Consider the following 24,488-nt stretch of genomic DNA (forward strand, 5'->3'; position numbering starts at 1 on the left):
CAATAAGTTATTTTTTTAGTTGCTGCAAAGATTGGTCTTGCTGTTCAATCAAGGTGCGTAAACGTAACATATCGTCACGTTCAGGAACTCCTACTAAGAATAGCCGCCCTGTTTCATCAAATGCTAAATCCAACACTTTATCCTCTGGTGTCGTCGAGCGCTGATAGGCCATAAATCGGGCTTTGCCTAATGGCGTCAACATATGTAACTGCTGGTTATCACTGCCTTTGAGCATTTGGGTTTGCGCAAGCTCCACCTTGAATGGTTCACTGATCAAGGCATCAATGTATGGAACCATTTGTAACACTCGCTCTTTGATGTCATCCCATTGATAACCGCTATAAACCAAAATATCCGTATCCGTTCGCTGTTTAATTCCATAGACTAGAGCTGATAACGCGTCAGGTTGCTCAAACGGTTCTCCTCCTGAAATCGTGATGCCATCAGCCAAGGGTAACCATTCAGTTATCTGTTCCAGTAATTTTTCCACCGTAATGCGATTGTCTTTTACTTGCCATGTATCAGGAGAAAGGCAGCCTTTGCAACGTAATGAGCAGCCTTGAAACCAAATACCGATGCGCTTTCCCGGGCCTAGAGCCATAATAGGAAAATGAATTCGTGAAATACTAATATTCACCACATTAATTACTCATCGCCGCTAAAGTGATTTGCGTGGTTTCCCCCGTGGCAATTTCGACAATTTGATAGGCTGAATTAGGCTGTATATCTTGGTCAAAAATCGCCCGAGATAATGGGTTAATTAAATAGCTTTCCAATTGGTTACGAATTCCTCGTCCCCCATTAGATAAATCGGCTAAGCAATGTTGTTTTAATGTTTCTTTGGCTTGTGGTGAAATAGTAATCGTCAACAATTGTTTTTCCAAACCAGACAAGATGTTTTCCACCATTTGTTCAAATATTTGTAACGCGACATCAGGACGAATGAAGTCAAAAACAATAATATTTTCCCCAATTCGATTGAGCAACTCTGGTCTATTTAAGACTAATTTAAAATGACGTTCGATTTCGCTTTTCACATTGCGCGTCACGGTATCAAAAGGCTCATTGGGCTGTACGTTCGCCACTCGCTCACCGTTCGCATCCAAGCGGTAAATACCGAGGTTTGACGTAAAAATGATTAAAGATTCCGAAAAATAAACGCGATCTCCACGGCCAGAGGTCAATACCCCATCATCAATAATTTGTAGAAACTTATCCATTAAATGGGGGTGTGCTTTTTCTATCTCATCAAACAGCACCACGCTAAAGGGCTTTTCTCGAATGGCGTTAGTTAGCTCCCCGCCTGAATCATAACCAACATAGCCCGGAGGTGCACCAATTAAGCGTTGGTCTGCATGTTCAGCACTAAATTCAGACATATCAAAGCGGATATAAGCACTTTCATCACCAAATAGTAATTGTGTCACCGTTTTAGCGAGCTCGGTTTTTCCAACCCCTGTTGGCCCTGCTAGAAATAAAACGCCCCGAGGTCTGCCGCCTTTATGCCCCCCCACCCCCGTCATTGCACGTTTAATAATATCTAACAAATGGGTAACTGCATGCTGTTGCCCTTTCACTCGGCGAGAAATTATCTGCGGTGCGTTATGTATTTTCTGCTTATCAATTTTTTTCCAAGGATCTTCCGTTATGCCCACCTTATAACGTCGTACCGCATCACTAATTCGCGTAACGGGCACATTTTCGATCCGCGCCAATTGCACTATCGCGGTTAAGTCCAGCAACAATAACCCTTCCGTTTCATCAATGAAATCATTAATTAAGCTATCTTTATCAGACTGCTCAATATCCTTAAAATCAACCAATGACGTCAACAGCATCGGCGTAAGTGCCCGACGAACTTGACTATCAGGTTTCGCTACAGGAATTGCTCTCACGCGTGGGTTATTGACTAAAAACCAATCTGGCAAGTCGGTCTCTTTTTCCACGATCCAAAAAATAGAATTGTAAAACGGTTGGTTATTTTCCCCTGATGGTCGTGCTTTGGCTTGATGGGAAACCACTAAGGCCCGAGTAAATAAGCTGTGCTCAGCACTAGTCAGATTATCGCGATGAGAAATCAAGCAAGAGGCAAAATCAATGCATAATGCAATCGGCTGCTGCTTGTAGTTAATAAATTTTTCCAGCAAATGATTTAGCATATCAATACCACCAGCAGCTTTATCATCAGCCATATGCAAACCCAAGTTTTGCATCAAGGTGGTAGTACTAGCTTGCGAATTTTCTGTCGGGTTAGCAACACACTGAAAGCCAAGGAGTGGCGTATAGGTGATCACATAAGCATACCCAGCCTGAAATAAGTTATTAAAGAGAGCTTGGTTAAATAGCAGAGGAGTCACTACGGTGGGCGCAATTTCACAGGCTTGTAGATCGCGAACATTACCAAAGAGAACAAACTGACTTTTCAGAGGAATAAATCGCAATAAGTCTCTTAACCAGCGCGGTTTTTGAAAATCCGTGTTCATAGCAACCCTTAAATATGAAAGTATTTTTTGCAGTTTACCCGAAATCGCAAGCAAATGGCGTCAGGAACTTGAACTCATACTGAATTATCTGAACATTCTCATTTGGATAAAAATATAGACTAAATTTAAAAACAGGTTAATTTTGGATTTATTCACCCGATAATTATTCAATTATTTCGTGATAGTCTCTTCTTTTTAAACAATTATCACTGTTAATTCCTAAACTGTCGCTATAGTATTGTGTTAATGAAGACCAAAGCAGAGCGAGGTGAGTCATGTGGCAAGCAATGTGTCGTTTACTAAGTGAGCACTTAGGTGAAGCAGAGCTACGTAACAAAGTCATTCTCTCTGGTGGTGATATTCACCATACGTTAAGAATTGACTATGGCGAACATACTGTGTTCATTAAACAAAATCGGCGTGAGTTTTTACCTTTGTTCAAACAAGAAGCTGAACAACTTGAAATGCTCGCCAAAAGCCAAACTATAACTGTACCCAAGGTTTATGGTGTTGGCAGTAATAAGCACCACAGTTTTCTTCTCCTCGAATATTTCCCTCTTAAGCCCTTTGATAATACTAATGCTTGGCACTTTGGTCAGCAATTAGCTCGTTTACATCAATGGGAAGAACAGCCTAGCTATGGGTTTGATTTTGATACCATGCTCAGCACTATTGTTCAGCCTAATGGTTGGGAAAAGCGTTGGAATTCATTCTTTGCAGAAAAACGCATTGGTTTGCAATTACAGCTGGCCTCAGAAAAGGGGATGGTTTTTGGTGACATTCAGTTGATTGTCGACATTGTTAAACAAAAACTTGCTGGACATCAACCACAGCCTTCCTTATTGCATGGCGATTTATGGCCTGCTAACTGCGCTATCACTCATCAGATTGATGGCGTGCTGTATGACCCTGCCTGCTATTGGGGGGACAGAGAATGTGATATCGCCATGTTGCCACTGTATAACGAATTGCCAATACAGATTATTGATGGCTACCAAAGTATTTGGCCGTTACCAAATGGCTTTTTAGATAGACAACCCATCTATCAACTTTACTATTTACTCAACAAAGCCCATATATTTGGTCATGAGCAAAGTTATCAACAGGCACATACGATTGTAGATAATCTAATCAACGAAAAATAATTTCCTGTTTTTAATATTCAGTACGACAACTAATTAATTTTCTAAATAATTCGCGTTATGAGTAGGCGGCAAGTGCAGATATCTCGGAGAGCATACATAAGTATGTGACCCGAGTAGCTAAACGCAGCCAACACACTCATAGCATGGAGTACGACAACGCATTAATTTTCTATATAATTCGCGTTATGAGTAGGCGGCAAGTGCAGATATCTCGGGGAGCATACATAAGTATGTGACCCGAGTAGCTAAACGCAGCCAACACACTCATGGCATGGAGTACGACAACGCATTAATTTTCTATATAATTCGCGTTATGAGTAGGCGGCAAGTGCAGATATCTCGGGGAGCATACATAAGTATGTGACCCGAGTAGCTAAACGCAGCCAACACCCTCATAACGTGAAGTATGACGAAAATTACCAGTTAAGGAAGCGTAAAAGAAAATATAACACCACCCCCAATACAATTGGCCAAAAATAAAGCAAGAAGAATTGAGTGAAAATAGTGTGGCGAGGAATAGTCACTTTAGCTTCGAGTTCTTCTTTCGAAATTTCACTCCCTTTTGCTTTTTCTATTATTACGTGGTCTTCTATGCTTTCACGTATAAACTTAATTTGTCGGTACATTCGCAGACCAGATGCACTCAGCGCTAACCCAACAAAAATAAAAATAAAAATAATGATAAAGCTGATGTTGCTACCAGAAAACCCATTAGCAACCTGAGGCACCGGTGAGTTATTCCAAAAAAAGTTTAAAAATGGTGTGGTTTGGCGCGCCATTTCAGCCATTAATTTAATAAAATCATTAGCTACTGCATTGATACCCTCACCTGTGAGACCTTTCATGCCAGCAAGTTTAATTAGAGACGCTAGCGTCGAAATTAGTGCCACCAGAAAAACAACCCACCCAATAATACGTTTGCCGATTGCGACATAATTGGCATTGTGGTAATTCATGACTGCTTTTCCTCAGAGTTATTGTCCTTAACAATTTTCAGGGCTAATAATAGCCGAAATAATGAAACGCCTCCAAATTTGAATTCAGTATTATTAGTAATAATTCGACTTTCAGATTATTCAACTGGCTAACATGATGGGTTAATTGCACCTTTTCGCCCATAATACCTAACTATCACATAATAAGTACGGCAATACTGATGGCAATTAATACGAATATTTATCATTTACTGATATCATCAGTAGCTCGTTAATTGATACGACATGAATGGAGTTTTAACATGTACCATAACCTTCCCATCCAATCCGTCATTTTTGATATGGATGGTTTACTGATCGACTCGGAACCGTTCTGGGCACAGGCTGAACTTGAAGTTTTTTCACAATTAGGTGTCGATGTTTCAATTGCAGATACCCTGCCTGATACTTTGGGGTTACGTATTGACCATGTGGTTGAGCTTTGGTACCACGCTTCCCCTTGGCAAGGATGCAGTCAAGAAGAAGCTAAACAGCGTATTATTGACCGCGTTGTTGGTTTAGTTGAAGAAACTCGCCCTATTTTACCGGGCGTGCAGCATGCAATGGAACTGTGCCGTTCGATGGATTTAAAAATCGCGCTCGCCTCCGCATCCCCGTTGTACATGTTAGAAAAAGTTTTAAAATTATTTGATATCCGTGATTATTTTTCTGCGGTGATTTCTGCAGCGGATTTACCTCTTAGTAAACCACATCCTGAAGTGTACCTTAAAGCGGCGGCTGAGCTATCGACCAAGCCTATCAATTGTGTTTCACTAGAAGATTCATTTAATGGCATGATTTCAGCTAAAGCTGCAAGAATGCGTTCGATTGTTGTACCTGACCGCCAGCACTTTGACGACCCACGTTTCGGTTTAGCGGACATTAAGCTGGCTTCACTAAATGAATTAACTGCCGAACATTTACGCTAGTTATCGTATTAGTGTTCAATAAGTGTTCCCCCTATCTGACTTAGGTAGGGGAATTGCCAAAAAAAATAAAATTCTTTTCTTATTTGCTAATAAATAAGAGTTTTTTTACCTTTTTCCCTCTATCATATTCTTTTTAAACGCTTTATACTGCCAATCAACTGTATAGATAAACAGATGGTATTTTATCCACCATGACAGCTGAAGGGCACCTGCTTTTTTCCGTCGCTTCTTTAATAACGGCTCATAAACTTCAACTCACCCCTGAGCTTGCTCAAGGCGATTGGCTGCACATGGTTCCAGGCGTATTACTGGGGGCATTATTGCCCGATATCGATCACCCTTCCTCCATTCCTGGTCGGTTGCTACGCATTTTATCACTTCCTATTTCTAAACTATGTGGCCACCGGGGGTTTACCCATAGCTTACTTGCATGGTTGCTATTGATGGTTTCTTGTTATCAATGGATACCGATGGAATGGGGTATTCCAAGCGATCTCATTCAAGCCTTTTTATTGGGTTATATCAGCCACCTTATCGCCGATATACTGACACCTTCAGGAATTCCACTTCTATGGCCATTACCTCAACGCTTCTGTTTTCCAATCATTCGCGGTAAAAATAGTAAACGAGCAGAACGGTTTATTGCGGTTATTTTGACAGTTTGTGCCTGTTTTTTACCTGCCGGTTACCAACTTGATTTTTATCATCAATTCGAGAACACCATAAAATACATTCATTATCAACTAGATATGCGATTCCCTATCTAAATACGAGTTTTGTAATATAATGTAAGTATGAATAATACTATCTTATTACTATTTAGTATAAGAAATGTGTTTTTTCTATTGATAACATATAACAAGTTGTTTGAATCAACTAAATCCTTATAACTTTTAAGGATTAAAGGGCAAGTAATACACCTTATAAAAATATAATTTGGAGTTCGGAATGAATATTCCTCTAATTATTAATGTGCTCGGCTTTGTAGCACTGCTAATACTGTTAGCAAAACTGGGGGCGAGAGACTGGAGTCTATCTAAAAAAGTCTTAGTTGGTCTGGTTTTCGGTGTCGCCTATGGGGTTGTATTGCACCTCGTTTATGGCAGTGATCACCAAACGGTTAAAGACTCCATTCTATGGTTTAATATTGTCGGTAATGGTTATGTTCAACTATTACAAATGGTGATCATGCCGTTAGTATTTGCCTCAATTTTAAGCGCCGTAGCAAGACTGCACAAAGCATCTTCACTGGGTAAAATTAGCTTTCTAACAATTGGCACCTTACTGATTACCACTGCTATCGCTGCACTTGTGGGTATTTTAATTGCCAACTTATTTGGCTTAACGGCAGAAGGCTTAGTTCAAGGGCAGTCAGAAACTGCGCGCCTCTCTGCAATTGAAAGCAACTATATCGGTAAGGTTGCTGATTTAACTGTCCCACAGTTAATTCTTTCCTTTATTCCAAAAAACCCTTTTGCAGATTTAACAGGTGCAAACCCAACTTCGATTATCAGTGTGGTCATTTTTGCTGCATTTTTAGGAGTTGCGGCCTTACAGATGTTTAAAGATGACAAAGAGCGTGGTGAAAAAGCACTAGCTGCCATCGACGTGTTGCAAGCATGGGCAATGAAATTAGTTCGTTTAGTTATGCGGCTAACACCCTACGGTGTGATGGCATTGATGATTAAAGTTGTTGCTAGCTCAAACCTTCACGACATCATTAATTTGGGTACTTTTGTTGTTGCATCCTATGTTGCCTTAGCCATTATGTTTGTTGTTCACGGCATTTTGGTCGCGACAACAGGCTTAAATCCTATTAAGTTCTTTAAAAAGGCGGGCCCTGTATTGACGTTTGCATTTACGAGCCGTTCAAGTGCAGCAAGTATCCCGCTGAATATTGAAACTCAAACGCGTCGTTTCGGCATTCCTGAGTCCATTGCTAGCTTCTCTGCTTCTTTTGGCGCAACAATAGGCCAAAATGGTTGTGCGGGGATTTACCCTGCTATGTTAGCTGTAATGGTGGCACCAACAATGGGTATTAACCCATTTGACCCTCTGTGGATAGCAACCTTAGTGGGTATCGTTACTGTCAGCTCTGCCGGCGTGGCAGGTGTTGGTGGTGGTGCAACATTTGCAGCGTTAATTGTATTACCTGCGATGGGCTTGCCTGTCACCTTGGTTGCACTATTAATTTCTGTCGAACCATTAATTGATATGGGTCGTACTGCACTAAACGTCAGTGGCTCAATGACTGCGGGTACAGTAACTAGCCAGTTGATGCGCGAAACGGATAAAGCAATATTTAATAAAGATGATGACTCAGAATTAAAACATCTTTAATAATTAAGATTATAACCTATATAAAAAACCTGCTACGGCAGGTTTTTTTATCACTTTAAATTGCAGATTAGTCTCGCTTTCTTTATTGATTACAAAAGAAACCAGATTTTTATACTAAAAAGTATTGCCAAATACTATTCTGACATTCGATAATAAAATCTGAGCAACGTTTTCTTGAGCTTCCTGCTTGTGTTGCGTCATCCCATTCCCTGTGGGAACTTTATCAACTTGATTATGTGTTTTTAATATGACTAATATTCATAACCTAAAAACGGTTTCTTCAGATAATCCTTGTATAAGCTGCGGTGCTTGTTGCGCCTATTTTCGTGTCTCATTCTACTGGGCTGAAGCCGAAAGTGGCGGAGGTGTTGTACCCCAACATTTAACCGAGCAAATTACCCCATTTATGAGTTGCATGCATGGCACCAATCAAAAACAAAATACCCGCTGTACTGCTTTAGAAGGCACTATAGGTGAGTGTGTCTCTTGTTCAATTTATGCACAAAGGCCAACACCATGTCGTGAATTTGAACAATCGTGGCTGGATGGAATATACAATGAAGCCTGCGATAGAGCGCGTGCTGCACATGGATTGCCGCCATTAAAGCCTAGCAATCCACAAATTGCTTGCTAACCCGTCAATGACCCAGAGTTTTTCTGGGTTATCTTTACTTGCTTATCGCTAGCAGCCCCTAAGCCGCATCCTTGCTGGAAAATCCTATAAATCCGCTTTATCAAACAATCTCATTCATCACCTGCATCGCTAGTTCAAATGAATACAAACGTGCTTGATGATCAAAAATTTGACCATTAACCATAATTTCATCAGCTCGGGTTTGGCGTAAAATCGTTTCTAAACCATATCTGACTTTGGCTTTATCGCCTACCAATGACATACCTAAAGCTTGTTGCACACCATATTCTTCTGCTGGAGACCAAATGTTTTCCATACTTTCGACCGGAGCAGGCAGCTGAGAAGGCAGGCCACGGCGTAGCATGACAAACGCTTGCTGCATTGAGGTAAATAAAAATTCAGCGTCACGTTGTGTATCCGCAGCAATGATATTGATACACACCATAGCATATGGTTTTGATAACCTTTCTGATGGCTGAAAATTGGCACGATAAACATCAAGCGCCTGCAATAATAAGTCAGGCGCAAAATGGGAAGCAAAGGCAAATGGCAGCCCCATTTGAGCCGCTAACCTCGCACTGTATAAGCTTGAACCCAATAGCCAAACAGGTATTCTTTCACCAAAGCCTGGAACTGGACGCACAGCAGGATCAGGGTTAGTCGCATCAAACCAATTCACGATTTGTGCCACATCTTGTGGAAAATTATCAATATCCGTATTCATATGGCGGCGCAGTGCCTGCATGGTGCGTTGATCACTTCCCGGTGCACGCCCGATACCTAAATCGATACGTTCAGGGTATAACGTATTCAATGTGCCAAATTGCTCTGCTATCACGAGTGGTGAGTGATTCGGTAGCATCACACCACCAGAACCGAGTCGCAATGATTGCGTATTCGCGGCGAGATAACCAATCAATACCGACGTCGCTGCACTAGCGATCCCTGTCATATTGTGATGTTCTGCTAACCAATAACGATGGTAGCCCAACTTTTGTGCTAATTTGGCGATATCAAGAGAATGTGCAAAGGCCTCTTTCGCTGTAGAGCCCTCTATAATCGGCGCTAAATCAAGCAGTGAAAGGGGAATATTTTTATCTAGCATACACGCTCACTTTGTTAGGGTATTTGACTTTATTTACCATCCTAGACGATCTCATTTGATGTCTCCAGTACTTAAGCTTCCAGTAGCACAAGGGAACTACAAATGTAAATCAAAGCCTACTAACCCACTATTTTATTAGCAATATGGATTAAGCATGGATAAAAAGTGCAGTAAATATGAAGCTTCAGTCAACGCAGGTAAAAGCGATTGCGAGGCAAAATGAATTAGTTGATGATTTGCTCATTACTAACCTAGAGGAAATCGAAATGAAAAAATTAAATGCAGGTTTATTCGCTATTGCATTAATGTCCATCGGTTTTGCAGCAGCAGCGAATGGCGTTAACCCCAAAATGCCACGCCATCATATGGGCAACCACCATAATATGATCTACAGCGTAACAGAACAAACGACAACACCGAATGAAACTGTAAAAAAATTGGCGAATAGTGCGCCTAAACTTGAAGATGGCAAACGCTATATCGTGAAAGTTAGCGTTATGGAAGCCCCTGAATATCCAGCAGTGAATACCATGCCTGCGCCAAAACCAGTTAATGAGCCAACAGAGCAATAATGGATTAAACTGATTAATATTGATTAAGTTATCGGCAAAACCTTTTTTATTGATAAGTATAATCGGGTAGCATCCATCAATAAAAGTCGGTAACTTATTCAAATAATAAAGAGTTCTATATTTCCTACGATTACCTCTGTATATCAGAGGTTTTTTTTTGAAGTTTTTCTGAAAGTCTTTCTACCTCCTAGTAATGATACCTGATAGCGACTAACCTCATTCAAAGTAGAGGCTTTTTAGTACTTATAATAAGCCTCTACTTTCTTTTCGAATAAAAATCAGGAGCTTATAATGGGGTATTTTGAGTTAAAAAAATCCACTAAAGATGTTGCTCAGCCATTCTATTTTGTTTTAAAAGCTGCAAATCATGAAGTCATTGCGACTAGTGAAATGTATACGTCCAAACAGTCTGCATTAAAAGGTATCGCTTCTGTGCAAAAGAATGGCTCTTCTGAAATAATTAAAGACTTAACCGAGTAATTTTTTGCCCCTGTCGGATTCTGGCAGGGGCTTTTTTAAGTTTATATTAGCCTCAGCAATGCAGTGACAACCGCCGCTGATAAGACAATCGCAATAAACGGTTTTTTGTACCAAGTCAGTACACCCGCCACTAACACACCAGCAATTTTTGGCCAATCAGAAAAATGATCACCTGAAAATAATGTGGATGTCGCTGCTACCGAAAAGAGAACAACAATGGCCGCAGCAGAAAATAACGCTTTACTATTTTCCGATAACACCACACGCCCTTTCAGCAACGCCCCCGATGCACGCATCAAATAAGTACCAACGGCTAATATGATGATCCCGCTAAATATTAACCCAGAGTTATCCATCATTATCATTTCCTTATATAAATAACTAAGCTCAATAAAGCCAGCAAAACGGGGAGCCCTGCGGGTAACACAGGTGTGGTGGCTACCGCAACCACCGCGCCGATAATCGCCGTTAACCTTAGCCTTTTATCCGTTAATGCAGGTAAGGAAAGTGCTAAAATAATAGCAGGGAACATAGCATCCATCCCAAAAATATGGGTGTCATCAATGAAACTTCCTAACACCTCCCCAATTACGACACCGATAGGCCAGCACAATAGAATACCAATACCGCATAGCCAAAATGCAGCGCGTTTTTCCGCTTGTGTTTCTTGAGCTAAGCCAAATACGACACTTTCATCATTCATTATGTGATAACCCAGCAACGACTTTGCCCCCTTACCTGCTAGTTCACTCACCGCAAAGCTAAAAGGGATATGCCGTGAATTCACTAGTAACCCAGCTAATGCCGCAGAAATGGGGCTTCCACCAGAGAAAATAACACCAATAAATAGGAATTCAGATGCCCCAGCAAGCACTAGGATAGATAGAGTGAGAGGTATCCACCAATCAAAACCTTGGGAAATTGCTAACGCCCCATATGAGACACCAACAATTAAGTCGGCAATACATACGAGAGCTATATTTTTCACTGTGCTATTATTAAGTGTTGAGCTTATTGTTGAAGTTAACATTGCGATCGTTCGATATATAATACGTTTGTTCATTATGTCGATAGTTACAGTAAAGTGCAATCTAAATAGGATATTAAAATTGAACCTACCTTCGCCCCCTATTGAACTCATTTCTAAGTCCCTCGTTCGCGAAAGGCAAAAAAGTGGGCTGTCGCTGTCCGAATTGTCTCGTAAGGCGGGTATTGCCAAATCTACGTTGTCTCAATTAGAGTCGGGCAGTGGCAACCCAAGTATCGAGACGTTATGGGCGTTGTGTGTGGCTTTAGATATTCCTTTTGCTCGATTAATTGAAGAAAAGCAAGAGACAGTGACTGTTATTCGCCACAAAGATGCCGTTCCTGTCAGCGCAGAACACGCTAATTATTTAGCTTTTTTGTTATCGTCTGCCCCAGATGATTCACGTCGAGATATTTACACTGTGATTGCACAACCCGGGCGTGACCGTATTTCAGAGCCTCATATGCATGGCGTGAGTGAACATATTATTATCATGTCTGGTAGCGCTTTGGTGGGACCTCTTGATAATCCCGTTGAGCTACACATGGGTGATTATATTCACTACCCAGGTGATGAGCCGCATATCATGCGAGCCTTAGAGCCTGATACTATGGCAGTCATGATCATTGATAAACAAAACTAACTGTCTCACCACCTGAATATGTTTTGCGTTATGATAGCTACAGACTATATTAATTGGAGCCAAAAAATGTCCTACTACAATGAAATAACTCAGAAAGTCGACTCATTAATAGATGAAAATTCTATTCACAATATGAATGAAATGTTAATGCACCTTTCCCATGACGACCAGCTCAATCAAGATCAACGTTTTGAACAACAACAGCGCTTAAGAGAGGCGATTTTTGCTCATCATAATGTATAGCGACCATACAACTGGCCGCTATAGCGATACGTAAACTACACCGGAATCAGGGCGATTGGTAAACCTGGGATTGATAAAATAAGTACACCTAATAGCATAATCATGCTCAATTAAAACTCCTGTTGCTGTAAATAACTCCATGCATATTGTGCGTGTAATTCAGCACCTGTCGCCATCGTATCCTCATCGATATTAAAACAGCCGTGGTGATGTGCCCATTGAGTACCCTTTTCGGCATTTCCAGTACCTAACAGCGCAAAACAGCCTGGAATGTCTTCAATGTAGAAGCTAAAGTCTTCGCCACCGGGGGTTGGTCTTTCGTTAATCAGGGCTTGTTCACCAAAAGCCTCTGTGATAATAGACTGAGCAAGCAGCGCACTACGCTCTTCATTGATAACGGGTAAAGTTCCGTAGGTATAATCCACTTGTGCAGTCGCACCATAAATTGCCGCGGTGTGTTCAGCATAACGATGAATAGCTGCCTCAATACGGTTGCGAGTTTCAATATCAAAACAACGCACTGTTCCTTCTAACACCGCATTTTCAGCGATAACATTAAAGCGAGTCCCAACTTCCATTTTGCCGATAGTAACAACCGCAGAGTCCAGTGATGATGTTTCACGAGAAACAATCGCTTGTAGATTCATCACAAATGCAGACGCAACAACCGCTGCATCGATGGTGGCTTCAGGCATAGAGCCATGACCACCGCGTCCTTTAAAGGTGACTTTCAATAAGTCCGCTGATGCAAATGAGCCACCGACATTACATGACACTTTACCAGATGGCGTCGTTGTCCAAATGTGCATACCAAACACGTTATCGACATTTTCGATAGCCCCTTGTTTGATCATGGCTAATGCGCCTTGGGCAATCTCTTCTGCGGGTTGGAAAATCAAACGCACATTACCTGGCAATTGCTCACGCACCTCATACAGCGCTTTCGCTGCCGTTAATAACATCGCCGTGTGAGCATCGTGCCCACAAGCATGCATTTTCCCTTCCGTTGTGGATTTGTATTCCAATGAATCATTCAACTCCAATACAGGAAGAGCATCGATATCTGCACGTAATGCGACGGTTTTCCCCGGTTTACCACCCTTAATTTCCGCGATAACCCCTGTAGGTTCCGTTAAACGGTAGGTAATACCGATTTTATCTAATTCTTCTGCAATGCGTTTCGTCGTGCGCACTTCTTCAAATGGCAGTTCAGGGTGAGCGTGTAGATCACGACGAAAAGCAATCATTTCTGGCGTATATTTTTTGATTGCAGCTGTAATAGTATTATTAATCATTTTTCTACCTTTTACCCTATTGCAAACTCAGGTACTTACCTGACTCATTTATTAATTAACATTCGGTCAATGACTTAACGGTGGCAAACATAACATCAGCACCACGAGCAATCTGTGCATAGTCAGTCCATTCATCAGGGTGATGGCTTAATCCATTACGGCTTGGCACAAATATCAGTCCTGTTTGAGTGATTTGCGCAAAAATCATCGTGTCGTGTCCTGCACCACTCACCATACTACGAAAGCGTAAATTTTGTGCCCCTGCATGTTGTTGCATTAACTGATGAATTTCGCTATTTAATTCTGTGGGCTGGACATATAGCGACTGAATAATGTCGCAGCTTATCCCTGCATCCGAGCTTTCTTGTTCTGTTAAAGTGATAATTTGAGCAATGACCTTTTTTAACGCCTCATCGTTTTTAGAACGAATATCAACACTGAAAATGACTTCACTCGGGATCACATTAGCCCCGTTTGGTAAAACGGCTAATCGCCCCACCGTTGCAACGGTATTATCGCCCACCGCTTTAGCAAGTTTAGGAATTTGGCTGATAATTTGGCTTGCACAAACTAGCGCATCGGCACGCATATCCATCGGCGTTGTTCCTGCATGCCCTGCTTTTCCCATTAATTTAATTTCCAGTTGGCTAATGCCAACGATAGTTTCAACAATACCGACATCTTCATTGGCCTGTTCTAATACAGGCCCTTGCTCAATATGCAATTCTAGAAAAGCTTTGACTTTTTTAGGATCGAGCACGGCTTGTGATGCGTTATCCGCATTAAATCCTGCGTCCGCCATACGCTTTGCCGCGCTCACCCCTTGCCTATCTTTGAGTTGGTATAATTCTTTGGTACCAATCAGGCCGGTTATCACACTGGATGCCATCAAACCTCGACCAAAGCTGGTGCCCTCTTCTTCCACCAGCGCAATTACTTCTATAGGGTATTTAGGCGTTAATTTTTGTTCGCGAATTCGAGCGATAACATCTAAGCCTGTAACAATCCCAGCAGGACCATCAAACGCACCACCATGAGGGACTGAATCAAAATGTGAGCCAATAATTACGGCGGGAAAATCAGCTTCCAGTCCCTCTAAGCGACCATAAATGTTACCTATTGCATCTTCACGAACTTGCAAGCCCAACGCAGCCATTTCTTGTTTGAGATAGGCTCGAGCTTGTTTGTCTTGCACGCTATAGCTCATCCGTGTTGTGCCTTGGCCCGGCGTCGCGGTGAATTCCGCTAACTGTTCTAAATGACGCTGAATTCTTGAAGTGCTTGTTTCCATAATCTTTTACCCTGCAACCGGAACAATATAAGCAACCATAATGCCTGCTAATACCACAGAAACCATAGTGACCGAAATAAAACCACCGACCAACATTGGCCCTAACATATGGCTAGTTAATATTTGACGCTCTTTTTCATCTTTCGTTAATGCGTTAATCGCTTCATTAGTAATAATGTAATCGGCTGGGAAACCATACAATGCCGTTAATGCAACAGCAAATGCCATTTCTTTGGTTACCCCTAAAATTTTGCCGACAACCCAAGATGCAATATACATCCCAATAACCGCAGCACTAATTAAGACCACCATAGGATAAACTAGGCGTAATAACATATCTGGCGTTGCGTGATTTAATGTATCAAAAATGAACAACATTAATGCCATGATAGCAAAGCCAAAGCCATTGGCTTTTTGTAATGGTTGCCTTTCTAAGAAGCCCAGTGAAGACGCTATTACCCCAAATAATAAACATAATACAAATGGGCTAATATTCACATAAGGTGCGGCATAAGAAGATGCTAAGTACGCTAAATACCCTACTGCCGCTAAACGTAAAAATTTAAAATAGTTTGTGTTGTAGTGATTAGGAATTTTTTTAAACAATCGTGGCATTTCATCTTCAGAAACGACTGTTTTTACCTCAATATCTTTAGCGCCTTCTACTGACAAGGTTTCTGCCCATTGACCGTTACGGTATTTTTCCAGAACTCGGCGGCCTTCTTTTTTTAACATGATTGCGGTTAGTGGATAGCCCGCAAACCCCTGCATCACATAGATTAAAATGGCAAAGACAGACAGATCAACCAAGCCAGCCTCCGCCGCCCCTTTAGACATAATTAAGGATGAAACAATACCACCGACTAATGGCGGAACTGCAACCAATACTGTATTTAAATCAAATAACACGATACCTACAATAAAGGTTAAAATAATAATACCTAATATCCCTGCTAGAGAGATAAGAATAGTTTTCCATTGGCGTAATAATTCTTTTAGTGATAATAAAGTTCCCATGTTAGTAATTAATAAGTACATCAAGGAAACCGCAACCACTTGAGGAATACCTGCGATGCTCACTATATCTTTCGGGAAAATAGTCCAGTAGCCTAAAAGGAAAAGTACCGCACATACAAATACAGAGGGTATCCAGGCCTTCGTTCTAACAGCGATGGCATCCCCGATATATAATATTCCGACGATTAAAAACAGCGCTAACATCTGTGACATGACTTTTTCCCCGCATTTATCTTTTTTATTAGTGTATTTTTAGTATTGAAAGCTTTTAATTTTAATTAAGAATAGACTTAACGCTTAGTTATATTCGATAAAACATAAATGTTAAGAGCAATTCGCTGCAAAAACACAAAATTGCAACAAAAATCATCATAACACCGAAAATACAGATGTATAGATGACTCTGTGGGATTTAAGCCGTCTGGATTAAAGATAATAAAATTGTTAAACAGTCATATATAACAACAGAAAGTTCTAGCTCCTTAAAATTATCTGAATGATACTTCAGATATTAATATTTAATTTCAGCTATCTGATTATTTATAAACTGATCATCTTTAGATTAAATTTTAATCTAAAAAATTATATTCTATTGCCTAGGCGTGTATTTTCAATAAATCTCGCGACTAGGTGAATAGTCACCTTATAAATATGACTAATATTCCTATTTATGGAAAATATTCTACTTTATTTTATATTTAAATACGTTCGCTTTATATTGCCATTGTAAAGGAAGATATCCCTTTCATTACCTCGCATACCTTAATACAGAGACTAACGCTTCATAAGCGAAAGCCCCGCAGATAAAATAATATCGGCGGGGCTATAACAAACTATAAGTAAATTAATCTAGTGACTAATTTGCTGCTTCGTTATTGTCTTCTCAGTTTTTATTTTGCGGTTATTTTCAAAACCGGGTTGCGGCACTTTAATAAAGAATGTCAGAACGCCAGCAAAGATATATAACCCTGTGTACGCCCAAACAACGCCAACTATATCAAAGAACGGCAAAACTAAACTTGCAATTGCCGGAGCCGCAAAATTACTTAGCCCCGCAGAAAGGTTATAAATTGAAACCGCAGCACCTTTATGGTGAGGTTCAATACTTGGGAAAACCGCCGTCATCGGTACAAAAGCCGCAACAAAAATCCCTAGTAAAATTGCAGGTATTAAAGCAATCGCAAAATTATGACCAGCATAAACAGGTAAGTAATAGAACATCAGGCTAGATATCGCCATACCTAAACAACCAAACCATCTAACTTGGCGTATCCAACCAATATGTTCACCAACGATTCCCCAAAAAATATTGGTGAATATTGTTACAAAGAAGAACACCGCCCAAATTTGTAGCCATTCAGAAATGGTAAAGCCTAAACGGTCAACAAAAAGCAATGGCATGATAATCGCAAAACCAAACAATGAAATTGTATTAATAATACGGATCAAACTCGCCATAAAGATGTTTTTATTGGTAAATAAAATGGTGGCAGCCCGCGATAATTCAGCCATTTTATCTTTCATCGGCAAGTTAACTTTTGAACGGTCAACAGGGATATTGCGTAGGCTAAAATAAGCAATGGCACCGCCAATAGCAACCCAGGCTATTGCCATCCATAATGTGCCTGTCTCTCCCATCATAGGGATAGAAAAACTTGGCAGATAACTGCCGATGACGCCAATTCCTACAGAGTACATTGCCCAGAACCAGCCTGTTGCCGCAGCCAAGTGAGCACGAGGAATAACCTGCACTAACATCATCATAAAAGAATAGATAAACAGAGGGTAAGCCAGACCACGAATACCATAGAATAACAACATCATGCTGTAGCTTTTCATTCCCAAGCCAAAAGCCATAAATAAGGCATGCATGACAATCCATAAGATAAAACCAATCATCATGGCTTTTAACGGGGTAATAATTTCAGCGACCACACCGGATGCCCACGCTGCCACAGCAGCCATTAAACCGTATACTGTAAATACCATTGCGGATTGAGCAGGTGTAAAGCCTAAGTCAGTAATATGTTTTGATAAAAAAGCCATTTCAAAGCCATCGCCACTCATAAAAATAGCGATAGCGATGAAGCCCCAGAACAAATGCTTAGGTAAACCAAGCCAATACTGCTTCTGTTCCATTGCAGTTTCCTCATTGTCATTTTGTTATTTTAATCAATCACGAGAGATAACAGTGATGGCGGTGAGTAGGGAAATACCGCCATACTGACTTACTGTGGCAGTAATTCTCTTGCTTGTTTTTGCTGTTGGTATAATAAACGGAACACCTCAAGCCGTTGATTTAACCAATTTTGGTGCTGTTTTTGTGGTGAATACGTTTCTAAGACATCAGGTTTTTGACACACCATTGCTGTGTCGCCACCATTTGCCAGCCACGCTAAACGCGCCGCACCTAATGCGCCGGAAGAGCTGGCTGGGTGCGTCACTATTGGTATATCAATGACATCCGCAATAAGTTGCGCCCAAACAGGACTACGTGCACCACCGCCTGTTAAACTACAACGACTCACTTGCGTCCCTGTTTGTTTAAGCACTTGCATACCATCTGCTAACGCAAAGGTCACACCTTCAATGACGGAATAACCTAGTTGAGCACGCGTTGTTTCATTTTTTAATGCAAAAAAAGAACCCATTGCATAAGGGTCGTTATGAGGCGTTCGCTCCCCTGAAAGGTAAGGTAAAAACACTGGCGATTGTTTTTTTTGCTGTTCGGTCAATTGACCAACTTCGTCCATCAGTTGATTTTCAGTCGTAGAAAGCAACTGACAGAGCCAGCGTAGGCAGTTGGCAGCACTTAGCATCACACTCATTTGGTGCCAACGGTTAGGCAATGCGTGAGCAAAGGCGTGAACACCTTGGTGAGGAGCCGCTTGTAGTTGATTATTAACCACAAAAATGACACCGGATGTTCCAAGGGAAATCAATGCGTCCCCTTCATTAACCGCACCAACACCAACAGCAGAAGCTGCGTTATCGCCCCCACCACCAGCGATAATCACGTCAGCACTTAACCCCCATTGTGATGCAAGGTCAGCACGTAACACCCCACTTTTTTCAGCACCTTCGACTAAGGAAGGCATCTGTTCACGCGTTAGATTTGTCGCGGCTAATAATTCATCTGACCAATCACGTTTTGCAACGTCTAGCCATAATGTGCCCGATGCATCCGACATTTCACTGATAAATAAGTCCGTCATTTTCCAGCGTAAATAATCTTTCGGCAGCAATACTTTAGCCACTTTTTGGAAGGTTTCAGGCTCGTGACGCGCTACCCACAATAATTTAGGTGCGGTAAAACCCGGCATAACCAGATTGGCTCCAATCGTTAAAAACTCAGGATGATTTTCCATCAACCATTCGCATTCTTTTGCACTACGGGTGTCATTCCATAAAATGCAGTCACGCAGCACTTGGTTTTGGTCATCAAGCAGGACTGCACCATGCATTTGTCCCGATAAGCCAATCCCTTTAACGGCAGCCCATGCTTCAGGGGCTTTTTGACGCAATGTCGCAACAACTGCATTCGTAGCCTCCCACCAGCTATCCGGCGATTGTTCTGCCCACTGAGGATATGGCCTTTGCACAGTCAAAGCCATATGGCTTGAGGCAATAATCTCACCCTGAGCATTAATAAGAACCGCCTTGAGTTCTGATGTGCCGAGGTCAATTCCAAGATACATGGACCTTCTCCTTACAGAGGCTGCTTTGGTGATTGTAACCAGCGTTCAACATCCGCCACTGTTTTTTGCATAAGTTCATGAAATTGCGTTGAACTTGCCAGTGAACCAAATAACATTTCACTCGACACAAATTGCGCCAACGCATCACTTGCGTTCATCAACGACTGATAGTATTCGACATCCAGCACACCATCTTGGTACTCATACGGTAATTTACCTTGAGCCCAGCGCTGTAAAAATACGAAGAATAAAGCAGGCAACACCGCAGTGGCCGCTGGAATTTGATTGCGTTGATAACATTCTTGCAGGGTCGGTGTGATAAAGCCGGGGATTTTAGATAACCCATCTGCGGCAACACGTTGGTTGGTGTCTTTAATGTATGGATTACTAAAACGATCCAATACCACATCACGGTACTGCGCTAAATCTAACGGGCTTGGCGATAATGAAGGGATTACATCTTGTGTGACATAGTTCCACGCCATTTGCTTGATTGCAGATTCGCGAGTGCTATCATCAATAAAATTCAAGCCAATCAATGTGCCAGCCCAAGCAATACAACTGTGGCTGGCATTCAGAATACGAATTTTCGCCTCTTCCCAAGGTAAAACTGACTCCACCATCTCAACACCTACATTTTCTAATGCAGGACGGCCATTAATAAAGTCATCTTCAATCACCCACTGAATGAATGCTTCCCCCATCACAGGGGCTTTATCATCCCAACCTGTATGCTGTTTTACACGTTCAGCCACATCTGGTGTTGGACGAGGCGTGATCCTATCTACCATGGTATTCGGGGAACGGGTATGCTCTTTCACCCACTGATATAACTCTTTTTCACCTTTTAACTGTAAGAATGATAAAAAACCGTGTCTGAAGCGTTCACCGTTATGGCGTAAATTATCACAATTTAACAAGGTTACAGGTTCACCATGAGCGGCTAAACGTGCACGCAGAATTTGCGTTAAGGCACCGTAGATCGTGCACATTTCGCCAGCTAAGTCGGCTTTAATATCCGATTGCTCTACATCTAGTTGATGTTGAGGCGTTAAATAATACCCCGCTTCCGTAACAGTAAAAGCAATCACTCGAGTTGCTCTATCACGGCCTTGTTCGACTAATTGGCTTAAATTTTCATCCCACTGCAATACCTTACGCACCGAGGTGATTTTTTCGTACTGGCGCTCTCCTTCTGGCGAAACGGTTTCAAGTGTGTATTCACCATTTTGTTTAGCTAAGTTATCCAGTAATGCGTTCGCATCATTACGAATGTTACCTAATGCAATTGACCAACTGTCATCCCCTTGCTGACACAGGCGATGTAAATACCACGCTTGATGAGCACGATGAAATGACCCAGCACCGATGTGCATCCACACTGATTTCTGCTTTAGCATTGTGACCCCTTAACCTAAAAAGTAAATATTTGCTATTTTTGTGGGCATATGCCCGTTTGTTATATTTTAGTTTCAATTTGAGTAGAATTACTGCGATAATGCTCACAGTATTAACTTTTGCCCTTTTAATAAGCAATTGCCCAGAATTACAATAAGTAAAAAAGCAGGAGAGCGTCCATGCAGAAAGAATTGAAAAAAATGGAACAAGCCGCACGTGCAGCGTGGCTGTATTTTGTGGCGGGCAAAACTCAACAAGAAATTGCTCATGAACTGGGCTTATCGCGGCAAGTCGCACAGCGCCTCATTTCATTGGCAAAAGAGCAAGGCATGGTTCATGTTCAAATCACTCACCCAGTCACCGAATGTTTGCGATTGGCCAATGAGATCCAACAAAAATACCGACTAACCCATTGCGTTGTCGTCCCATCAGGTCTGCTAGATACTGACTCAACACTGGATATGATTTCTGTGGCAGGTGCCGAATTAATGGCTCAGTTAATCGAGACAGATAAACCTCAAGTCATTGGTATAGGTTCTGGCCGAACATTACGCAGTATTATTGATGCTCTACCTTATTTAGAAACGCCACAGCATCAATGTGTTTCATTAATTGGTGCTATCGCCCGTGACAGTTCAGCAACGCGTTATGATATTCCCCTACGTTTTTCGGAGAAGCTGCAATGCCGCCACTATATTTTACCTGCACCACTGTATGCCGATGATCCAGAAGATAAAGCAATGTGGTGCCAGCACCGTGTCTATAAAGAAGTCACAGAAAAAGCCCTGAATGCAGATATCACCTTCATTGGTATTGGCGAGGTAGGTAAAGGCTGTCCATTAAATTCAGAAGGCTTTGTCACTGATGAGCAATTGGAAATGTTGAAAGAAAAAGGCGTTGCGGCGGAACTGTTAGGGCATTTTATTCAAGCCAATGGGGAACGACTGTCAACGGCGCTAGATGATACTCACACTAGCGTTCCTCTGTTCACCCCGCCAAACAAACCAGTGATTGCTTTTGCAGGCGGGGCTCATAAAACCCAAGCTATCCAAGCGGTATTAAATGGTAGTTGGGTCACCGGACTCGTGACCGATGAAGCGACAGCCCATCAATTATTAGCGAATAATTAGCCATTAAACTCAAGCGGTCTAAGGTCGCTTGAGTGATTTTAGATATTAGCGACGACGGAACAATATTGATTATGTAACTGCCTAATTTGCTAATATCAGTATCATTAGATTCCAAATCTAAGTTGTTGCAACAGGCACAGCAATAATGAAATACATCGGATTTTCGTTTTTCAATGTTCCGAGTACCTTGCCCTACGGTGTAGCGTTTTGCTGCTTATCCACGGTGCTATTAGCAATTGTGACAAAATTAGTAGGCTATCGACTTCACCCCTGTGTCAGCCAGTTATGACACAACATCCCGAGTAAAGTGAATACCAACGCACCGATAACATGGATAGCAATAGTGCTGATGGCAAAGCCTAGCTTACCTTCTTGGATTAAAACAAGTACTTCGAGAGAAAACGTTGAGAAAGTGGTGAATGCGCCACAAAAACCCGTGACAATAAATAACTTATAGGCAGGGCTGATATTGGCACTGGCAAAATAAGAAATTGCAAAACCAATGACAAAACCACCGATTAAGTTAACGGCAACAGTACCAAGAGGAATATGGGGATAAAGGTGATTGAGTTTTAAGCTAACAAACCATCTTAGCCATCCACCCAGAACGGAACCAATTGCGATTGCAAATAAAGAGACGTACATAGAAACTTCCTTTAATGTCTGTGGGATAAATGAAAGGAAAGTTTCCTGTTAGATCATTCATGCCCTAATTTCAGGGCACATAATACCTACGTACCCCATCAAATGAAAAGGTTAACGTAGGCATCATCAGCCCTCAACGGGCGGTTTTACGTCAGGAGGAATGCCATCTCCCAAAGGTTTACATAAAAATAATAAGGCAACTAATTAACTGATGTAAACCTATTTTACAATAAAAATATATGACTCATGCGAATGAGTCGCTAGGAGCATACATAAGTATGTGACTAGTGCGAATGAACGCGGTCAACAACGCGACAGCTTGAAGTATGACAAATAAATACTCTAAATAATTCAAGTTGTAGCTAGGCGACAAGCGAATGAGTCGCTAGGAGCATACATAAGTATGTGACTAGTGCGAATGAACGCGGTCAACAACGCGACAGCTTGAAGTATGACGAGTTATTGGGACATTTTTAAAATCGTCCGCACATTACTCGCACTCGTGGCAATAATATCAATCGCTCCCGTGCGCAATGCCCCCATGATAGCCATCGCTTTTGATGACTCTGATGCAATGGCTATCACACATGGAATTTTCCTTAGTTCATCAATACTTAAGCCTATCACGCGGTCGTTCATTACGGTATCAACATGCTGCCCTTGGGCATTAAAAAAATCATAGCCAGCAATATCGCCGATCACTCCTTGATTTAAGCTAGCATCAACAATTTCACGCGGAGTAAACCAACCTAGTTTCACCATATAGCTATCTTCATTCATGTCACCAATACCAATTAAGGCAATATCCGCTTTACGAGCGCGATCTAAGGTTTCCTTAATGGTTCCATTCTTCATAAAAAATTGTTTTAATTCGTTATTTTCAACATAAGCTGGCGCATATAAGGTTTCACTGGTTCCACCGAATTTTTTGGCCAATCGGCGACTAATATGATCCGCATTAATCGAATCCCCCGGCCGATGCGTTCCCCCAATTCCACAAATAAAGCGACAATCTTTTTCAGGTACTGCGCCACCACTATCGGCAACTACCGCCACATTACGCCCTTGCCCAACCGTGACAATCATATTATCGCGCAATGTCGTTGATAAATAATTTGCGACTAAAGCACCAACTTGGTAACGCTGTTCTTCTTCATCTGGATGGTCTAATGCAATCAATGCGCGGGAAATTGGAAAACGAGAAAGCAGTTGTTGCTCTAGCTGAGTACTGAAAATAGGATGATAACGAACATTGATTTCAACTATCCCTTCTTCTTTTGCGCGTTTTAATAAACGGCCCACCTTAATGCGTGATATACCAAACTTATTGGCGATCTCTTCCTGAGTAATTTCATCACGATAATAAGCAATCGCAATTTCAGTCAGCAGCTCGATATCGGAAGATGTTTGTGATCTATCCATAAGGTCGTGGTTTCCTC

The 24,488-nt window shown here is 41.6% G+C and carries 24 protein-coding genes and 1 riboswitch; of the genes, 10 read left to right on the plus strand and 14 right to left on the minus strand.

From position 1 onward, the window contains the following. Positions 1 to 7: 7 nt before the first annotated feature. Together ACLPIE_RS04080 and ACLPIE_RS04085 are read right to left on the minus strand one after the other, a co-directional pair. On the minus strand, positions 8 to 640 hold the full coding sequence (locus tag ACLPIE_RS04080) for a 4Fe-4S single cluster domain-containing protein (RefSeq protein ID WP_430259925.1): 633 nt from the start codon (positions 638 to 640) through the stop codon (positions 8 to 10). Position 641: 1 nt separating this feature from the next. Continuing rightward, positions 642 to 2,483, minus strand: a complete 1,842-nt coding sequence (locus ACLPIE_RS04085) for an AAA family ATPase (protein ID WP_430259927.1) — start codon at positions 2,481 to 2,483, stop codon at positions 642 to 644. Positions 2,484 to 2,758: 275 nt separating this feature from the next. On the opposite strand from ACLPIE_RS04085, the gene ACLPIE_RS04090 reads away from it, so the two are divergent. Continuing rightward, positions 2,759 to 3,628, plus strand: coding sequence for a fructosamine kinase family protein (locus tag ACLPIE_RS04090; protein ID WP_430259929.1), 870 nt, complete (start codon positions 2,759 to 2,761; stop codon positions 3,626 to 3,628). Positions 3,629 to 4,044: 416 nt separating this feature from the next. Here ACLPIE_RS04090 and ACLPIE_RS04095 read toward each other — a convergent pair whose 3' ends face one another. Further along, positions 4,045 to 4,584 (minus strand): YniB family protein, encoded by a 540-nt coding sequence (locus tag ACLPIE_RS04095; protein ID WP_430259931.1) that lies wholly within the window; start codon positions 4,582 to 4,584, stop codon positions 4,045 to 4,047. 281 nt (positions 4,585 to 4,865) lie between these two features. Between ACLPIE_RS04095 and hxpB the strand changes: the two genes are divergently transcribed. The 4 genes from hxpB (at position 4,866) to ACLPIE_RS04115 (ending at position 8,505) form a co-directional block, all read left to right on the plus strand. Further along, entirely contained in the window at positions 4,866 to 5,531 is a 666-nt protein-coding gene (gene hxpB / locus ACLPIE_RS04100) for a hexitol phosphatase HxpB (RefSeq protein ID WP_430259933.1), read from the plus strand. A gap of 191 nt (positions 5,532 to 5,722) precedes the next feature. Continuing rightward, complete coding sequence (locus ACLPIE_RS04105) at positions 5,723 to 6,298, plus strand: metal-dependent hydrolase (RefSeq protein WP_430259935.1); 576 nt, start codon at positions 5,723 to 5,725, stop codon at positions 6,296 to 6,298. A gap of 181 nt (positions 6,299 to 6,479) precedes the next feature. Beyond that, positions 6,480 to 7,871, plus strand: a complete 1,392-nt coding sequence (locus ACLPIE_RS04110; protein WP_430259937.1) for an L-cystine transporter — start codon at positions 6,480 to 6,482, stop codon at positions 7,869 to 7,871. A gap of 247 nt (positions 7,872 to 8,118) precedes the next feature. After that, positions 8,119 to 8,505 (plus strand): YkgJ family cysteine cluster protein, encoded by a 387-nt coding sequence (locus ACLPIE_RS04115; protein WP_430259939.1) that lies wholly within the window; start codon positions 8,119 to 8,121, stop codon positions 8,503 to 8,505. Positions 8,506 to 8,605: 100 nt separating this feature from the next. Here the strand turns inward: ACLPIE_RS04115 and ACLPIE_RS04120 are convergent, their stop codons facing one another. Beyond that, a complete protein-coding gene (locus ACLPIE_RS04120) occupies positions 8,606 to 9,610 on the minus strand; it encodes a luciferase-like monooxygenase (RefSeq protein ID WP_430259941.1) in 1,005 nt (334 codons plus the stop codon). A gap of 176 nt (positions 9,611 to 9,786) precedes the next feature. On the opposite strand from ACLPIE_RS04120, the gene ACLPIE_RS04125 reads away from it, so the two are divergent. Continuing rightward, positions 9,787 to 10,182, plus strand: a complete 396-nt coding sequence (locus ACLPIE_RS04125) for a hypothetical protein (protein ID WP_430259943.1) — start codon at positions 9,787 to 9,789, stop codon at positions 10,180 to 10,182. Positions 10,183 to 10,473: 291 nt separating this feature from the next. Continuing rightward, complete coding sequence (locus tag ACLPIE_RS04130) at positions 10,474 to 10,662, plus strand: YegP family protein (protein ID WP_430259945.1); 189 nt, start codon at positions 10,474 to 10,476, stop codon at positions 10,660 to 10,662. Between the two features lie 41 nt (positions 10,663 to 10,703). Here ACLPIE_RS04130 and ACLPIE_RS04135 read toward each other — a convergent pair whose 3' ends face one another. Continuing rightward, positions 10,704 to 11,021 carry an AzlD domain-containing protein gene (locus ACLPIE_RS04135; RefSeq protein WP_430259947.1) on the minus strand — a complete coding sequence of 106 codons (318 nt, stop codon included), beginning with the start codon at positions 11,019 to 11,021 and terminating at the stop codon, positions 10,704 to 10,706. Between the two features lie 2 nt (positions 11,022 to 11,023). Next, positions 11,024 to 11,692, minus strand: coding sequence for an AzlC family ABC transporter permease (locus tag ACLPIE_RS04140; RefSeq protein ID WP_430259949.1), 669 nt, complete (start codon positions 11,690 to 11,692; stop codon positions 11,024 to 11,026). Positions 11,693 to 11,726: 34 nt separating this feature from the next. On the opposite strand from ACLPIE_RS04140, the gene ACLPIE_RS04145 reads away from it, so the two are divergent. Together ACLPIE_RS04145 and ACLPIE_RS04150 are read left to right on the plus strand one after the other, a co-directional pair. Next, positions 11,727 to 12,332: a helix-turn-helix domain-containing protein gene (locus ACLPIE_RS04145; RefSeq protein WP_430259951.1), complete on the plus strand. Its 606-nt coding sequence runs from the start codon at positions 11,727 to 11,729 to the stop codon at positions 12,330 to 12,332. Positions 12,333 to 12,398: 66 nt separating this feature from the next. Next, complete coding sequence (locus ACLPIE_RS04150; RefSeq protein WP_430259953.1) at positions 12,399 to 12,575, plus strand: DUF2526 family protein; 177 nt, start codon at positions 12,399 to 12,401, stop codon at positions 12,573 to 12,575. A gap of 110 nt (positions 12,576 to 12,685) precedes the next feature. Here ACLPIE_RS04150 and ACLPIE_RS04155 read toward each other — a convergent pair whose 3' ends face one another. From ACLPIE_RS04155 to dalD, 6 genes are all read right to left on the minus strand, one after another. Next, positions 12,686 to 13,870, minus strand: coding sequence for an amidohydrolase (locus ACLPIE_RS04155; protein ID WP_430259955.1), 1,185 nt, complete (start codon positions 13,868 to 13,870; stop codon positions 12,686 to 12,688). 55 nt (positions 13,871 to 13,925) lie between these two features. Further along, complete coding sequence (locus tag ACLPIE_RS04160; RefSeq protein WP_430259957.1) at positions 13,926 to 15,161, minus strand: Zn-dependent hydrolase; 1,236 nt, start codon at positions 15,159 to 15,161, stop codon at positions 13,926 to 13,928. A 6-nt stretch (positions 15,162 to 15,167) separates the two neighbouring features. Further along, positions 15,168 to 16,391, minus strand: a complete 1,224-nt coding sequence (locus ACLPIE_RS04165; protein ID WP_430259958.1) for a hypothetical protein — start codon at positions 16,389 to 16,391, stop codon at positions 15,168 to 15,170. Between the two features lie 636 nt (positions 16,392 to 17,027). Continuing rightward, positions 17,028 to 18,317 (minus strand): MFS transporter, encoded by a 1,290-nt coding sequence (locus tag ACLPIE_RS04170; protein ID WP_430259960.1) that lies wholly within the window; start codon positions 18,315 to 18,317, stop codon positions 17,028 to 17,030. A gap of 89 nt (positions 18,318 to 18,406) precedes the next feature. Further along, complete coding sequence (gene xylB, locus ACLPIE_RS04175) at positions 18,407 to 19,876, minus strand: xylulokinase (protein WP_430259962.1); 1,470 nt, start codon at positions 19,874 to 19,876, stop codon at positions 18,407 to 18,409. 11 nt (positions 19,877 to 19,887) lie between these two features. After that, positions 19,888 to 21,276: a D-arabinitol 4-dehydrogenase gene (gene dalD / locus ACLPIE_RS04180; RefSeq protein WP_430259964.1), complete on the minus strand. Its 1,389-nt coding sequence runs from the start codon at positions 21,274 to 21,276 to the stop codon at positions 19,888 to 19,890. Positions 21,277 to 21,453: 177 nt separating this feature from the next. Between dalD and ACLPIE_RS04185 the strand changes: the two genes are divergently transcribed. After that, on the plus strand, positions 21,454 to 22,404 hold the full coding sequence (locus tag ACLPIE_RS04185; protein ID WP_430259965.1) for a sugar-binding transcriptional regulator: 951 nt from the start codon (positions 21,454 to 21,456) through the stop codon (positions 22,402 to 22,404). A 264-nt stretch (positions 22,405 to 22,668) separates the two neighbouring features. Here the strand turns inward: ACLPIE_RS04185 and crcB are convergent, their stop codons facing one another. Both crcB and ACLPIE_RS04195 read right to left on the minus strand, forming a co-directional pair. Then, complete coding sequence (crcB, locus tag ACLPIE_RS04190; protein WP_430259967.1) at positions 22,669 to 23,049, minus strand: fluoride efflux transporter CrcB; 381 nt, start codon at positions 23,047 to 23,049, stop codon at positions 22,669 to 22,671. Between the two features lie 110 nt (positions 23,050 to 23,159). After that, positions 23,160 to 23,229, minus strand: a riboswitch (Fluoride riboswitch). Positions 23,230 to 23,508: 279 nt separating this feature from the next. After that, positions 23,509 to 24,471 (minus strand): sugar-binding transcriptional regulator, encoded by a 963-nt coding sequence (locus ACLPIE_RS04195; RefSeq protein WP_430259969.1) that lies wholly within the window; start codon positions 24,469 to 24,471, stop codon positions 23,509 to 23,511. Positions 24,472 to 24,488: the final 17 nt, after the last annotated feature.

This window comes from Providencia sp. Me31A (assembly GCF_050487165.1).
Taxonomy (GTDB): domain Bacteria; phylum Pseudomonadota; class Gammaproteobacteria; order Enterobacterales; family Enterobacteriaceae; genus Providencia.

What these genes read in the sequence shown, in the direction of transcription:
- ACLPIE_RS04145 (WP_430259951.1), top strand. Translation starts at nt 11,727, where the DNA reads ATGTCGATAGTTACAGTAAAGTGCAATCTAAATAGGATATTAAAATTG.
- ACLPIE_RS04170 (WP_430259960.1), bottom strand. Translation starts at nt 18,317, where the DNA reads ATGGAACAGAAGCAGTATTGGCTTGGTTTACCTAAGCATTTGTTCTGG.
- ACLPIE_RS04090 (WP_430259929.1), top strand. Translation starts at nt 2,759, where the DNA reads ATGTGGCAAGCAATGTGTCGTTTACTAAGTGAGCACTTAGGTGAAGCA.
- ACLPIE_RS04185 (WP_430259965.1), top strand. Translation starts at nt 21,454, where the DNA reads ATGCAGAAAGAATTGAAAAAAATGGAACAAGCCGCACGTGCAGCGTGG.
- crcB (WP_430259967.1), bottom strand. Translation starts at nt 23,049, where the DNA reads ATGTACGTCTCTTTATTTGCAATCGCAATTGGTTCCGTTCTGGGTGGA.
- ACLPIE_RS04140 (WP_430259949.1), bottom strand. Translation starts at nt 11,692, where the DNA reads ATGTTAACTTCAACAATAAGCTCAACACTTAATAATAGCACAGTGAAA.
- ACLPIE_RS04150 (WP_430259953.1), top strand. Translation starts at nt 12,399, where the DNA reads ATGTCCTACTACAATGAAATAACTCAGAAAGTCGACTCATTAATAGAT.
- hxpB (WP_430259933.1), top strand. Translation starts at nt 4,866, where the DNA reads ATGTACCATAACCTTCCCATCCAATCCGTCATTTTTGATATGGATGGT.
- ACLPIE_RS04125 (WP_430259943.1), top strand. Translation starts at nt 9,787, where the DNA reads ATGAAGCTTCAGTCAACGCAGGTAAAAGCGATTGCGAGGCAAAATGAA.
- ACLPIE_RS04115 (WP_430259939.1), top strand. Translation starts at nt 8,119, where the DNA reads ATGACTAATATTCATAACCTAAAAACGGTTTCTTCAGATAATCCTTGT.
- xylB (WP_430259962.1), bottom strand. Translation starts at nt 19,876, where the DNA reads ATGTATCTTGGAATTGACCTCGGCACATCAGAACTCAAGGCGGTTCTT.
- ACLPIE_RS04095 (WP_430259931.1), bottom strand. Translation starts at nt 4,584, where the DNA reads ATGAATTACCACAATGCCAATTATGTCGCAATCGGCAAACGTATTATT.
- ACLPIE_RS04085 (WP_430259927.1), bottom strand. Translation starts at nt 2,483, where the DNA reads ATGAACACGGATTTTCAAAAACCGCGCTGGTTAAGAGACTTATTGCGA.
- ACLPIE_RS04105 (WP_430259935.1), top strand. Translation starts at nt 5,723, where the DNA reads ATGACAGCTGAAGGGCACCTGCTTTTTTCCGTCGCTTCTTTAATAACG.
- dalD (WP_430259964.1), bottom strand. Translation starts at nt 21,276, where the DNA reads ATGCTAAAGCAGAAATCAGTGTGGATGCACATCGGTGCTGGGTCATTT.
- ACLPIE_RS04160 (WP_430259957.1), bottom strand. Translation starts at nt 15,161, where the DNA reads ATGGAAACAAGCACTTCAAGAATTCAGCGTCATTTAGAACAGTTAGCG.
- ACLPIE_RS04195 (WP_430259969.1), bottom strand. Translation starts at nt 24,471, where the DNA reads ATGGATAGATCACAAACATCTTCCGATATCGAGCTGCTGACTGAAATT.
- ACLPIE_RS04120 (WP_430259941.1), bottom strand. Translation starts at nt 9,610, where the DNA reads ATGCTAGATAAAAATATTCCCCTTTCACTGCTTGATTTAGCGCCGATT.
- ACLPIE_RS04130 (WP_430259945.1), top strand. Translation starts at nt 10,474, where the DNA reads ATGGGGTATTTTGAGTTAAAAAAATCCACTAAAGATGTTGCTCAGCCA.
- ACLPIE_RS04155 (WP_430259955.1), bottom strand. Translation starts at nt 13,870, where the DNA reads ATGATTAATAATACTATTACAGCTGCAATCAAAAAATATACGCCAGAA.
- ACLPIE_RS04135 (WP_430259947.1), bottom strand. Translation starts at nt 11,021, where the DNA reads ATGATGGATAACTCTGGGTTAATATTTAGCGGGATCATCATATTAGCC.
- ACLPIE_RS04165 (WP_430259958.1), bottom strand. Translation starts at nt 16,391, where the DNA reads ATGTCACAGATGTTAGCGCTGTTTTTAATCGTCGGAATATTATATATC.
- ACLPIE_RS04110 (WP_430259937.1), top strand. Translation starts at nt 6,480, where the DNA reads ATGAATATTCCTCTAATTATTAATGTGCTCGGCTTTGTAGCACTGCTA.